At 69.1% G+C, this 13,157-nt stretch carries 11 protein-coding genes (1 of these 11 cut by a window edge); 7 read left to right on the forward strand and 4 right to left on the reverse strand.

Features of this window, described 5'->3' with window-relative positions:
- The 4 genes from hfaA to VGN45_RS13390 form a co-directional block, all read left to right on the forward strand.
- On the forward strand, nucleotides 1-139 hold the 3' portion of the coding sequence (gene hfaA / locus VGN45_RS13375) for a holdfast anchoring protein HfaA (RefSeq protein WP_327463297.1). Its footprint begins 302 nt before the window's first position; the window shows 139 of its 441 coding nt (coding positions 303-441); the start codon falls outside the window, past its left edge; it ends in the stop codon at nucleotides 137-139.
- Entirely contained in the window at nucleotides 136-1,143 is a 1,008-nt protein-coding gene (gene hfaB, locus VGN45_RS13380) for a holdfast anchoring protein HfaB (protein WP_327463299.1), read from the forward strand. The genes hfaA and hfaB overlap by 4 nt, the downstream gene beginning before the upstream one ends.
- Nucleotides 1,103-2,320 (forward strand): holdfast anchor protein HfaD, encoded by a 1,218-nt coding sequence (hfaD, locus tag VGN45_RS13385; RefSeq protein ID WP_327463301.1) that lies wholly within the window; start codon nucleotides 1,103-1,105, stop codon nucleotides 2,318-2,320. The genes hfaB and hfaD overlap by 41 nt, the downstream gene beginning before the upstream one ends.
- 157 nt (nucleotides 2,321-2,477) lie before the next feature.
- Nucleotides 2,478-5,363 (forward strand): M16 family metallopeptidase, encoded by a 2,886-nt coding sequence (locus VGN45_RS13390; protein ID WP_327463303.1) that lies wholly within the window; start codon nucleotides 2,478-2,480, stop codon nucleotides 5,361-5,363.
- A 117-nt stretch (nucleotides 5,364-5,480) separates the two neighbouring features.
- Here VGN45_RS13390 and VGN45_RS13395 read toward each other — a convergent pair whose 3' ends face one another.
- Nucleotides 5,481-6,107: a hypothetical protein gene (locus VGN45_RS13395; protein WP_327463307.1), complete on the reverse strand. Its 627-nt coding sequence runs from the start codon at nucleotides 6,105-6,107 to the stop codon at nucleotides 5,481-5,483.
- A gap of 371 nt (nucleotides 6,108-6,478) precedes the next feature.
- Between VGN45_RS13395 and VGN45_RS13400 the strand changes: the two genes are divergently transcribed.
- Nucleotides 6,479-7,018, forward strand: a complete 540-nt coding sequence (locus VGN45_RS13400) for a PAS domain-containing protein (RefSeq protein WP_327463309.1) — start codon at nucleotides 6,479-6,481, stop codon at nucleotides 7,016-7,018.
- A gap of 32 nt (nucleotides 7,019-7,050) precedes the next feature.
- A complete protein-coding gene (locus tag VGN45_RS13405; RefSeq protein WP_327463311.1) occupies nucleotides 7,051-8,268 on the forward strand; it encodes a cation:proton antiporter in 1,218 nt (405 codons plus the stop codon).
- Here the strand turns inward: VGN45_RS13405 and VGN45_RS13410 are convergent.
- Nucleotides 8,255-8,782, reverse strand: coding sequence for a gamma carbonic anhydrase family protein (locus VGN45_RS13410; protein WP_327463313.1), 528 nt, complete (start codon nucleotides 8,780-8,782; stop codon nucleotides 8,255-8,257). The genes VGN45_RS13405 and VGN45_RS13410 overlap by 14 nt on opposite strands.
- A 290-nt stretch (nucleotides 8,783-9,072) precedes the next feature.
- Between VGN45_RS13410 and VGN45_RS13415 the strand changes: the two genes are divergently transcribed.
- On the forward strand, nucleotides 9,073-9,891 hold the full coding sequence (locus VGN45_RS13415; RefSeq protein ID WP_327463708.1) for a PhoH family protein: 819 nt from the start codon (nucleotides 9,073-9,075) through the stop codon (nucleotides 9,889-9,891).
- Between the two features lie 4 nt (nucleotides 9,892-9,895).
- Here VGN45_RS13415 and VGN45_RS13420 read toward each other — a convergent pair whose 3' ends face one another.
- Nucleotides 9,896-11,125 (reverse strand): cation:proton antiporter, encoded by a 1,230-nt coding sequence (locus tag VGN45_RS13420; RefSeq protein ID WP_327463315.1) that lies wholly within the window; start codon nucleotides 11,123-11,125, stop codon nucleotides 9,896-9,898.
- A 95-nt stretch (nucleotides 11,126-11,220) separates the two neighbouring features.
- Nucleotides 11,221-13,128: a 1-deoxy-D-xylulose-5-phosphate synthase gene (gene dxs / locus VGN45_RS13425; protein ID WP_327463317.1), complete on the reverse strand. Its 1,908-nt coding sequence runs from the start codon at nucleotides 13,126-13,128 to the stop codon at nucleotides 11,221-11,223.
- Nucleotides 13,129-13,157: the final 29 nt, after the last annotated feature.

A 13,157-nucleotide genomic window follows, 5' to 3' on the forward strand; every position in this document is an offset into this window, starting at 1 on the left:
CGGCTCCACCGCCATCGGCAACCAGCTGAACGTGGTCGTCCAGGGCAACCACAACACCGTCATCGTCAACTCGACCCAGACCAACACCGGCGACGTGCGGGCCGGAACCTCGCTCAACGGAACGCTGGATCTGCCATGAGCCCCCTTCTGCGCCGTCTGCGCATCCTCGGAACGGTCGGTTCGGCCGTGGCCCTGCTGGGGGGCTGCATCGCGCCCGTGGCGGGCTCCGACGGCAGATACGCCCAGCCGATCGGCAACGCCCCGGTGACGGCCAACCCGACGCCTTACTCCACCGCGCTGTATTGCCTGGCCGACTACGCCCGGCGTTACGACCTGCCGTCGCCGCGCATCGCCGTGGGCCGGATCAGCGACTACACCGGCACGGTTTCTTCGGACGGCGGACGCCAGATCACGGGCGGGGCCTCGCTGATGGCCTATTCCGCGCTGGCCAAGTCCGGCGCCCAGATCGTCGAACGCTACGACACGTCGGTGTCGGAGCTGGAGCTGCGCTACGCCAACAACAAGCTGATCGGCGATCCCGGCCGCGAAGGCGAGGACGTCGCCTATCGCCAGATTTTGGCCGGACAGGTGCCGGGCTCCGACTTCTACATCGTCGGCGGCATCACCGAGGTGAACTACAACATCCGTTCCGCAGGCTGGGACTTCCTGGGCGGAGAGGCGGACACCAACACCCCGCTGTCGGGCACCTTCGCCGGGCGCTATTACGTCATGAACGTCGCCATCGACCTGCGGATGGTCCAGACCACCACGCTGGAGGTCGTCGACGTCGTCTCCTACCAGAAGCAGATCATCGGCCGCGAGATTTCGGCCGGCGTCTTCGACTTCCTGAACGGCAACGTCTTCGACATCTCGGCGGGCGAAGGCGGGTTCGAGCCGGTCCAGCTGGCGGTCCGCGCCCTGGTGGAGCGCGCCACGGTCGAGTTCATGGCCAACCTGTACGGCGCGCCCGGGCCGGAAATCTGCCTGGACACGCGCAACGAGCTGCTGCGCGACACCTACGGGCCCACGGGGGGCTTTTACCCGGCGTACCCCAACACGGACACCAACAATGGCCAGACCCGCGCTGATCCGACTCGCTGGCATGATCGCCGCGACGGCGACGTGCGTCGCAGCCGGTACTGAGGCCCAGGCCCAGGATCCCGACGCGCCGATCGTCCTGAACCGCCAGTTCCAGGGCGGGGCCGTCGCCGCGCGCCAGACCGTGACGGCCAATGACGCCGACGATCAGGTCACCGTCTCCACCTCCGCGACCGGCAACACCCTTTCCGGCGCGGTCGAGACCGGCCATCTGACCGTGGATTCGGAGCAGGAACTTCAGGGCGAGGTCTCGGCCGAGACCACCCTGGTCCTGAACGGCGACACCGACGGCTACGTCACCTCCGTCACCCAGGCCAACGGCAACTATCTGGCCGGCGGCGCCTATGGCGGCGACCTGACGCTGAACGCGACCCAGACCGTCGGCGACGTGCGGATCGAGGCGATCTCCGACCTGTCGGGCGGCACGGCGCGCCTGATCGGCGGCGGCAGGATCGAGACTTTCGCCGTCGCCAACACCGTCGCCCTGGCGGCGCAGGACGGCCATGTCGACGGCGCGATCCGTCAGGACACGGCCGCCACCCTGTTCTCGTCCAACTACGTCGCCGTCCAGTACGCGCCCGGCGCGACCGAGGTGAGCAGCCAGGCCTTGGGCAACGTCGTCGCCTACACCGGCATCGCGCCCGCCAGTCAGAACCTCAGCCTGAACCAGTCCAACACCGGCGCCCTGGTGCAGGCGGGAACCAGCGCCAACGCCGGCAACGCCTGGGATCTGGCCGGACGCGCCCGCGCCGGCGGCAACCAGGCCGTCTTCGCCAACGCCGGCGGCTCGTCCGTCGTGGAGGCCCGGCAGGACAACTCGGCGCGAGTCTGGGCGGAATCGATCGTCACCAGCTACGACTACGGCCGCGTGACCAGCCACGCTCAAGCGTCGGGCAACTCGCTGTCGGTCGGCAACGACGACATCTACGTCCGCATCGACAACGCCCAGTTCAACTCCGGGGGGGTCCAGGCCGACGCCAGCTTCTCGGGCGCTTACGGCTATGACGCCTACGTCGGGGCCGACGCCGTGGGCAACAGCGTCACCGGCTATGCCTGCGCAGAATGTGGGGCGACGCTCCAGGCCGACAACGTCCAGACCAATGAGGGCGACGTCTCCGCCACCGCCCGCACCACGATCGGCGGCGACGGCCGCGCCGTGATCACGGGCACGAACGCAGTCGGCAATGCGGCGAATTTCTACGTCACGCGCCCAGGTCAGTGAAAGACGGGGGAGCGCGGACCTCCAGGTTCGCGACACGGGTCGCCGTCCGTCGCGGACGTGGACGTCCGCGTTCCTTGGATTAGCTGACGGCTTTGTAACTTGTGAGGCGGAACGGCGGCGGGCACGAGTTCGCTCCCATCCTCCCGGAGTGCCGTCCATGCGTATCCGCCGCCCGTTGCTGCTTGCCGCATCCGCTCTGGCCCTTTGCGTCGCCGTTCCCGCCGCCTCGATGGCCCAGGACGCCGCGCACGCCGCATCCACCGGCGTCGCCCCGTCGGACCCCTGGCCCCAGGCGGCCAGCGACGTGCCGGCGGCCGAGGACGTGCGCTTCGGCCAGCTGCCGAACGGCCTGCGTTACGCCGTCATGCGCAATGCCACCCCGCCCGGCCAGGCGTCGATCCGGGTGCGCATCGACGCCGGCTCCCTGATGGAGCGCGACGACCAGCTGGGCCTGGCCCACTTCATGGAGCACATGGCCTTCAACGGCTCTACCGAGATTCCCGAGGGCGAACTGACCAAGCGCTTGGAGCGTCTGGGCCTGGCCTTCGGCGCCGACACCAACGCCTCCACCGGCTTCGACGCGACCGTCTATCAGCTGGACCTGCCGAACACCCAGGCCGCCACGGTGGACGAGAGCCTGTTCATCCTGCGCCAGATGCTGGGCGAGGCGACGCTGGAAACCGCCGCCATCGACCGCGAGCGCGGCATCGTCCTGTCGGAAGAGCGCACCCGCGCCAATCCGAGCCTGCGATCCCTGATGGCCCAGCTCGACTTCCTGATGCCCGGCCAGCTTGTGCCGACGCGCCTGCCCATCGGCTCGACCTCGGTCCTGGCCAACGCCCCCCGCGAACGCTTCGTCGAATTCTACGAAGGCTACTACCGGCCTGAGCGCGCGACCGTGGTCGTGGTCGGCGACTTCGACGTGGCGGAGATGGAGGCCAAGGTCGTCTCCACCTTCGGCGACTGGACGACCACCGCTCCCTCAGGCGCCGAGCCGGATCTGGGCACGGTCCGCCCGCGCGGTCGCGAGGCCGGGATGTACGTCGAGGCCGGCCTGACGCCGTCGATCCAGATCGCCTGGCTGGGCGCGCCGGATCAGCGCCCCGACACCCGCGCCCTGCGGCGCGAGAACACCGTCCGCGGTCTGGGCCTGGCGGTGCTGAACCGCCGCCTGGGCGTGATCGGACGCGGGGCCAATCCGCCCTTCATCAACGCCGGCGCGGGCCGGTCGAACCTGTTCGACAGCGTGCTGCTGGCCAACGTCACGGCCTCCTATGACGGCGACGCCTGGCAGCCGGCCCTGGGCGCCATCGAGCAGGAGACGCGCCGCATCGCCGAGTTCGGCATCACCCAGGCCGAACTTGACCGTGAGATCACCGAGGCGCGCACCGGCCTGACCAACTCCGTCGCCGGCGCCGCGACCCGCCGCACGCCCGCGCTGGCCAACGGCATCGTCGGCACGGTCAACGAGGACGTCGTCTTCACCTCGCCAGCGACCAACCTGGCCCTGTTCGAAGAGGCCGTCGCGAGCCTCACGGCGGACGAGGTCAACCGCGTGCTGAAAACCACGTTCACCGGCGGCGGCCCCCTGGTCTATCTGACCGCCCCGACCGCGCCTGAGGGCGGCGAAGAGGCCCTGCTGGCCGCCTTGGCGGCGTCCGAGGCCGTCCCGGTCACCGCGCCAGAGGCGGCGGCCGCCCTGAACTGGGACTACACCGACTTCGGCCCGGCCGGCACGGTGGCCGAGCGCTCGGTCGTCCAGGACATCGACACCACCTTCGTCACCTTCGAGAACGGCGTGCGCCTGACGGTGAAGCCGACGACGTTCCGCGACGAGCAGGTGCTGGTCTCGGTCCGCATCGGTCAGGGCGTGCTGGAGTTGCCGACCGACCGCGCTCTGCCGGTTCTGGCTCTGGGCCAGGTCTATGCCGAGGGCGGCCTGGGCCGTCTGACCGCCCAACAGTTGGAGGAAGTGCTGACCGGCCGGACCTATTCCGCGGGGCTCGCCGCCGGAGAGGACGCCTTCATTTTGACCGGTGCGACCAAGCCGGCCGATCTGGACGTGCAGATGCAGGTGCTGGCCGCCTACGCCACCGACGCCGCCTGGCGCCCGGAGCCCTTCGAGCGCGCCCGCGCCCAGTTCCGCAGCGTCCTGCCGGTGCTCGACGCCCAGACCCAGGGCGTCTTCCTGAAGGAATCGCTCAGCCGCCTGCGCCCCGGCGACGCGCGCTTCGCCTTCCCGACCGCCCAAGACATCGCGACCTGGTCGATCGACGACCTGCGCTCCGTGGTTCAGCCCAAGCTGGAACAGGGGCCGATCGAGATCGTGATTGTGGGCGACGTGGACGTGGACGCCGCCATCGCCTCGGTCGCCTCGACCTTCGGCGCCCTGCCGCCCCGCGCCGCCGCCGCTCCGCTGACCGAGGCCCAGCGCAGCGCCCGCTTCCCCGCCGGCACGCCCGAGCAGCTGGACTTCAAGCACGGCGGCCGTCCGGATCAGGCCCTGGGCTTCGTCGCCTGGCCCGCCGTCGACAACTTCACCGACACGCGCGAGGCCCGGGTCGTGCGCCTGCTGGCCGACGTCCTGCGCCTGCGTCTGATCGAAGAGCTGCGCGAGGGGCAGGCCGTGACCTATTCGCCCAATGTGGGAGCCCAGGCGTCGGGCAACTTCTCCGGCTACGGCTACGTCTCGGCCCTGATCGAGGCGCCGCCCGAGAAACTGCCCGGCTTCTTCGCCGACGTGGACCGGATCGCCGCCTCCATGGGCACGAACCCGATCACCGAGGACGAGCTGAACCGCGCCCGTCAGCCCCGCGTGGAGGCCCTGCGCCGCAGCCAGGCGTCCAACGAGTTCTGGCTCAGCGAACTGGCCGAGGCCCAGACCGACCCCAACCGCCTGCCCGCCCTGCGCTCGGTCGAATCGGATCTGCAGTCGATCACCGCGGCCGAGGTCCAGGCGGCGGCGGCGAGATACCTGATCCCCTCCACTGCCTACCGCATCACGGTGACGCCCCGCGCTGCGGCGACGCCCGCCGCCGAATGACAAAAAAGGCCCCGACGCGAAGGGGATGCGCCGGGGCCAGTCTCTCTCAGGATCGTCGACGGAGCGACGAGCCCGCAATCTGTCTCACGCCGCCTGACGGGCGGCTGAACGACGTCTTCAGAAGACGCGGCCGCCGACGCCGCCGTCGAGCGTGATCGCCCCGCCCTGCACGGCCCAGCCTTCGCGCACCACGACCTCTTCGCGGTACTCGGTGTAGGTTTCCTCGTACCACATGGTCAGGACCTTCACCCCGGCGCCGTAGCGGCGCAGCAGCGAACGCTCGTTGCAGTCGCGCTCCGGCTTTTGCGGCTTGCATTCCACGGTGCCGCCCGGCGCGTGCCACAGGCTGTCGCCCTTGCGGCAGGTGGTGGTCTCGCCGTGCTCGAAGCGCTCGGAGCCCTCCCAGTCGGCGATGGTGACCTGCATGTAGGTGCCGGCCAAGCAGCGGAACAGCTCGCCGTCATAGTCGCCCCAGACGTCGCGGTCCGGGCGCACCTGGGCCGCCGGATGCGGCCGGCCGCGGTCGTCCATGCAGACGGCCCGGATCACCACGCGGCGCTCGATGCGACGGCGCGATTCGAACGGAACCTTGATGATTTCGCGGACCATGCCGCCGCCGACGTGCAAACCGCTGATCGTCGTCGGATAGGGCTGCTCCACATTGACGTAGGCGCCGCCGCCGCCCGCCACGATCACGGTCGCTCCGCCGCGGGCCGAAGCGCTGGCCGAGGCATTGGCGTTCACATTGACGTTGACGTTCAGATTGCCGCCGCCACCGCAGCAGGGGGGCGGGGGCGGTTGGTCGCAGCACGGTCCCGGGGGAGGCGGCGGCGGAGGAGGCGGGGGCGGGGGCTCGCAGCACGGCGGAGGCGGCGGCGGGCAGACCGGCCCGCATTGGGCCGCCGCCTTCTCGGCAAAGGCCGCGACGGCGAAAAGGGTCACCGCCGCCGGCAGCCAGGTGATCGCTCGCAACCCCATGGGGCGCCTCCACTTGGTTCAGTCACGCCGGGCCCAGCAAGAAACGGGCCGCATTCCGCCCACCGGACCATGCCGGGCCTTTCGATTCCGTTGAGATCGGCCCCGGTCTTGCGCCGCATGGGTCGGAGACCGGGACGATGTTTCATCCTGACACGCAGGCCCTGATCGATCATTGGACCGCGCTGAGCCGGGATGGCGTGGCGCGCGCGGGGTTGCCGCCGCGCGCGGCCCTGCGGCCCGACGCTCTGGGGGGGCGCCTGACGCGCACCTTCCTGGCCGAGCGTGCGGGCGACGACGTCCGACTCCGCCTGGCCGGCGACTGGCTGGAAGCCTTTCACGACATGCCTCTGACGGGGGCGTCGCTGTCGGCGATGTGGCGTCCGCCCTCCATCGCCATGGCCGCCGCCGCCGTGCGCCAGACGGTGCGGGAAGCGCGGCCGGTCGTCGTCGTCGCCGCCGTAGGTGCAGGCAATGCGCCGGTGGAGGTCACTCTGGCGGCATTTCAGGGCGAAGCGGCGGGCCGGGAACTGATCCTAGGCCTCGTCGCGCCCGTCGCCACCCTGACATTGCCCGCCCGCACGCCGCACCGTCTGACCGCACGGGTGTCCATGGCCGTGGGCGAACCTGCCCGGCCACGCCTGGCTCTGGCGGCCCTGGACGGACGGCGCATCGCCTAGCGTCATCGTTTAAGCTGTGCCATTTCCGGCGCATGGGGCACGCCGTCACGATCACAGAGCTGTTCCTGATCGCCATGCTGATCATCTTCAGCGTGCCCTATCTGATCTGGCGGCTGTTCAGGACCGAGCACTGGGCGCCGCTGGTCGTCGTCCAGATCGTCGGCGGCATTCTCTTGGGGCCGGGCGTGCTGGGCGCGGCTTTCCCCGCCTACTATGCGACGATCTTCTCTCCGCCGGTCATCGCCGCGCTGAACGGCGTGGCGTGGTGGGCGGTGATGATCTTCGTCTTCATCGCCGGTTTGGAGCTGGACCTGCGCCAGGCCTGGGCGAAACGGGAAGAAACGGGCGTGACCGCAGGGCTGGCCCTTGTGGCCCCCCTGGCTCTGGGCAGCCTCGCGGCGCTGGTCATGCTGCGCTGGCCGGGGTGGGCCGGCGAGGACGGTCAGACTTGGCAGGTGGTGCTGGGGATCGGCATGGCCTGCGCCGTCACGGCCCTGCCGATCCTGATGCTGTTCATGGAGAAGCTGGACATCCTGCGCCGCCCGCTCGGTCAGCGGGTCCTGCGCTACGCCAGCCTGGACGACGTCGCGATTTGGGGGGTGCTGGCGCTGATCCTTCTGGATTGGGAGCGGATCGGCCGGCAGGGGGGCTTTCTGCTCGGTTTCGCCGTGCTGACCTTGGCGGTGCGCGCCTTGATGCGGCGCATCCCGGAGCGTGACCGCTGGTTCGTGGCCTTGATCTGGCTCGCCGGCTGCGGATTCGCGGCCGACTGGGCGGGACTGCACTTCATGGTGGGCGCCTTCCTTTCCGGCGCCGTGCTGGACGCGCACTGGTTCGACCGAGAGCGGATGGACCGGTTCCGTGACGCCGTGCTGATCGCCTTCATGCCGGTGTTCTTCCTGTCGACGGGCCTGCGGACGCAGTGGGACATGGGCGGCCTGGCGGTGTTCGGAGCCGCCGCCCTGCTGCTGGTCGCCTCGGTGGCGGGCAAGCTGGCGGGCGTTCACTTGGCCGGGCGCTTGCTCAAGTGGCGACCGGGCGAGGCGTCGGTGATCGGCTGGCTGCTGCAGACCAAGGCGCTGATCATGATCATCTTCGCCAACATCCTGCTGGACAAGGGCGTCATCACCAACGCCGCCTTCACCGCCTTGCTGCTCATGGCGGTGGGATCGACCATGCTGACGATCCCGATCGTCACGCCGCGGCTGAAGCGGCTGCAGGCTGCGGAAAGCCCGCTCAGAGAGACTTGAGATCGCGGGCGAACCGCTTCCAGTTCTGCACATAGTGTTCGGCCGACCCCTTCAGCGCCGCGATCTGGCCCGGCTCCAACTGGCGCACGACGCGCGCCGGACTGCCGACGATCAGCGAGCCGTCTGGGAACTCCTTGCCTTCCGTGATCAGGGCGCCCGCCCCAACCAGGCAGTTCGCGCCGATCTTCGCCCGCCCCAGCACCACCGCTTGGATGCCGATCAGGCTGTAGTCGCCGACCGTGCAGCCGTGCAGCATCGCCATGTGCCCCACCGTCACGCCTCGCCCCAGCGTCAGCGGCTCTCCCATATCGGTGTGCAAAACCGAATTTTCCTGAATGTTGGTGTCCTCGCCCACCGTGATCGGCTCGTTGTCGCCGCGCAGCACGGCGCCGAACCAGACGCTGGCGCCGGGCTTCAGAATCACGTCTCCTACCAGCGTCGCATTCGGAGCGATCCAGTATTCACCCTTGGCCGGCAGGCGCGGAGACTTGTCTCCGAGCGCGTGAACATTCATCCGAACCCCTCCAAAACTCAGCGAAATCCGCTCTTTAAGCGTTTGGAAACCACGCTAGCATCATGATGCAAGTGCGATTCGAGGCCGCCATTTCGGCCCCGGATCCGAAGCCGGATCAAGCCCGGTCCGGTCAGCCCAAGGAGAACGCGCGTGCTGCGTTCCGGTCGGCGGGTTCTCCCGCTGGAGCATGAGGCCTCCACCGACCCGGGCGGACACGTCGTCTCCGCATCCTCCCTCCCCGCTCTCGTTCGAGGCGATGCTTTCGCAGCATCGCCTTTTTTCATGCCTGCCTGGAGCCAAAAATGACCAAGCGTTCGGCCCTGAAGCGTCAGACCCGTGAGATGTCGCGCGAATTCGGCGTGCTCGACTCCAGCCAGTTCATCGAGGACGCCAAGGTGCGTCGCCTGCCGCACCACGCCGGCCAGCAAACAAGTCAAAGCCAACGCGGGTGGTCGCCCCATCCGTCCAACGACGAGCGGGACCAGGGCTATCTGAAGACGCTGAAGCCCAAGTCCGACGGTCAGGCCGAACTGATGACCATGATCGATCATCACAATCTGGTTCTGGCCTTGGGCCCGGCCGGCACCGGCAAGACCTATCTGGCGGTGGCCAAGGCCGTGGAGGCGCTGGAGGCGGGCAAGGTCGGGCGGATCGTGCTGTCCCGACCGGCGGTCGAGGCCGGCGAATCCATCGGCTTTCTGCCCGGCGACATGGAGGACAAGCTGGCCCCTTATCTGCGGCCCCTCTACGACGCCCTGTCGGATCGGTTGTCGATGAAGCGGGTCAAGGCCTTGATGGCCGAGGGCCTGATCGAGATCGCCCCGATCGGCTACATGCGGGGCCGTACTTTGAACAACGCCTTCATCGTCGTCGACGAGGCCCAGAACTGCACCTACGTGCAGCTGAAGATGCTGCTGACCCGCCTGGGCTGGCACTCGACCATGGTCGTCACCGGCGACCCGCACCAGTCGGACCTGCTGCCCGGCGTCTCCGGCCTGTCGGACATCGCCGAAAAGCTTTCGGCGGTTCCGGACATCGGCGTGGTCCAGCTGGCCGAGCGCGACATCGTCCGCCACCCGCTGGTCGCCAGCATGATCGGGGTTCTGTAGCCTCCTAGATCAGATCTCGAACCGCGACGCCTTCGGCCTTGGCCGGGGGCGTTTGCGGCTTGGCCCCCATCCGGTCGATCAGCTTGAACACGAACGGGTTCAGAGAGATCGACAGCAGAGCCGCAGCCAGGATCAGATCGTGCGTCGTCTGGCTCATCGCGCCCATCGACACGCCCAGCGCCGCCAGGATGAAGCTGAACTCCCCGATCTGGGCCAATGACGCCCCGACCGTCAGGCTGGTCGCGCGGTCCAGCCGAAACGCCGTGGTGATGGCCAGGGCGGCAAGCGTCTTGCCCACGATCACGATGCCCACGGCGATCAGCACCGCCAGCGGCTGTTCGATCAGGATCATCGGGTCGAAGAGCATGCCGACCGAGACGAAGAACAGCACCGCGAAGGCGTCGCGCAGCGGCAGGCTGCGCTCCGCCGCATTGTGGCCCAGCGGCGTCCCGTTCAGCACCAGACCGGCCAGGAAGGCCCCCAATGCGAACGAGTGGAACAGCTGATAGGCGATCCAGGCGATGCCCAGGGCGATCGCCAGCACGCCCAAGGTGAACAGCTCGCGCGACTTGGTGTGGGCGATGCGGACCAGCAGCCACGGCAGGACACGGCCCCCCACCACCAGCATGAAGGCCACGAACAGCGCCACCTTCAGCAGGGTCAGCCCTGCGCCCACCGCCATGTCCGCGGCGCCCGTCGCCTCGCCCGCCGGCGCCAGCAGCATGGGCAGAAGCACCAGGGCGATGACGATCACCAGATCCTCGACGATCAGCCAGCCGACGGCCACGCGTCCGACCTCGCCCTTGTTTTGCCTGCGCTCCTCCAAGGCGCGCATCAGCACAACGGTGGACGCGACCGACAGGGCGAAGCCCATCAGCGCCGCCTCGACGTCGCCCAACCCGAGGACGAACCGCCCCAGCAGCCAGCCCATGGCCGTAGCGGCCGCCACCTGGACCAAGGCGCCCGGGACGGCGACCTTGCGGACCTGCATCAGGTCCTTGGGCGAAAAATGCAGGCCGACCCCGAACATCAGCAGGATGACGCCGATCTCCGCCAGCTGCGGCGCCAGGGCGGTGTCGGCCACGAAGCCCGGCGTGAACGGGCCCACGGCCACGCCCGCCAGCAGATATCCGACCAGCGGCGACAGCTTCAGTCGGTTCGCCAGCATCCCGAACACGAAGGCCAGCACGAAGCCCCCGACCAGAGTGGAGATCAGGGTGTCGGCGTGCGGCATCGGCGCTCCTGCGGCGTCGGGAGGGAAGGCTCCGTTTCGGGGTGCACCCTAACTGGGGCCTGACTCTCAGGACGGCAAGGCTTTCAGGCCCGAAATCAGGCCCTTGCGGCGCCCTTCGCGACTCCCAGCGCCGACATGGCCGCGCCGGCGATGTGGTCGGCGTTGAGCCCGGCCTGATCGTACTGCTTCGCCGGCGCATCCTGGTCCTGGAACACGTCGGGCAGGTGCAGGGTGCGGATCTTCAGCCCCGCGTCCAGCGCGCCGTGCTCGGCCAGAGCCTGCAGAACGAAGGCGCCGAAGCCGCCCATGGCGCCCTCCTCGACCGTGATCAGCGCCTCGTGCTGGCGCGCCAGCCGCAGGATCAGGTCGACGTCCAGCGGCTTGGCGAAGCGGGCGTCCGCCACGGTCGCGGAAATGCCCCTGGCCGCCAGCAGGTCGGCCGCCTTCAGCGATTCCTGCAGTCGGGTGCCCAGGCTCAGGATCGCCACCGCAGTGCCTTCGCGCACGATGCGGCCGCGACCGATCTCCAGAGGCGCGGCCAGCTCCGGAATCTCCACGCCCACGCCGTCGCCGCGCGGATAACGGAAGGCCGAGGGCCGATCGTCGATCTCCAGCGAGGTCGCGATCATCGCCGCCAACTCCGCCTCGTCCGACGGCGCCATCAGCACCATGCCCGGCAGAGCGCCCATGTAGCCGACGTCGAACGAGCCCGCATGGGTGCAGCCGTCGGCGCCTACCAGGCCAGCCCGGTCCATGGCGAAGCGGACTGGCAGCGACTGGATCGCCACGTCGTGCACCACCTGATCGTAGCCGCGCTGCAGGAAGGTCGAATAGATGGCGCAGACCGGCTTCATCCCGTCCGCCGCCAGGCCCGCGGCGAAGGTGACGGCGTGCTGCTCGGCGATGCCGACGTCATAGGTCCGCTCGGGGAAGGCCTGGCCGAACAGGTCAAGCCCCGTGCCCGACGGCATGGCGGCCGTGATGGCCACCACCTTGGGGTCGCGCTCCGCCCGCTTGATCAGCTCGGTGCCGAACACCTTGGTGTAGCTGGGAGCGTTGGAGACGGCCTTGGACTGCTTGCCCGACACCACGTCGAACTTGACCACGGCGTGCAGCTTGTCGGCGCTGGACTCCGCGGGCGCGTAGCCCTTGCCCTTCTGGGTCACGACATGGACCAGCACGGGCTTGTCGGTGATGGCGGCGGCGCTCTTCAGAATGGGGACCAGGTTATCCAGGTCGTGCCCATCGATCGGCCCGACGTAATAGAAGCCCAGTTCCTCGAAGAAGGTGCCGCCGGTGACCATGCCGCGGGCGTACTCCTCGGCCTTCTTGGCGACGGTCTTGAACGGGCGCGGCAGGTGCTCGGCGACCCGCTTGCCGAGCTTGCGCATGCCCTGATAGGCGCCGCCCGCGACCAGGCCGGCCAGATAGGCGCTCATGCCGCCGACCGGCGGGGCGATCGACATGTCGTTGTCGTTCAGGACCACCATCAGCTGGCCCGAGGTGGCCTCAACGGCGTTGTTCATGGCCTCATAGGCCATGCCCGCGCTCATGGAGCCGTCGCCGATGACGGCGACGATCCTGTTGCTGTCGCCCTTCTGATCGCGCGCGGCCGCGAACCCGAGAGCGGCGGAGATGGACGTCGAAGCATGTGCGGCGCCGAACGGGTCGTATTCGCTCTCGGCCCGCTTGGTGAATCCGGACAGGCCGCCGCCCTGGCGTAAGGTGCGGATGCGGTCGCGGCGTCCGGTCAGTATCTTGTGCGGATAGCACTGATGCCCGACGTCCCAGATCAGGATGTCCTTCGGCGTCTCGAAGACGTGATGCAGAGCGACGGTCAGCTCGACCACGCCCAGTCCCGCGCCCAGATGCCCGCCCGTGACGGACACGGCGTCGATCGTCTCGGCCCGCAGCTCCGCCGCCAACTGCCGCAACTGGGCGGCGTCGAAGCCGCGCATGTCGGCGGGAATTCGGACTTTGTCGAGCAGAGGCGTGTCGGACATTCCCCATTCTTAGTGCGGGATTTGGCGGC

Origin of the sequence: Brevundimonas sp., from assembly GCF_035999125.1 — a bacterium.
In the GTDB taxonomy this organism is placed as follows: Bacteria; Pseudomonadota; Alphaproteobacteria; order Caulobacterales; family Caulobacteraceae; genus Brevundimonas.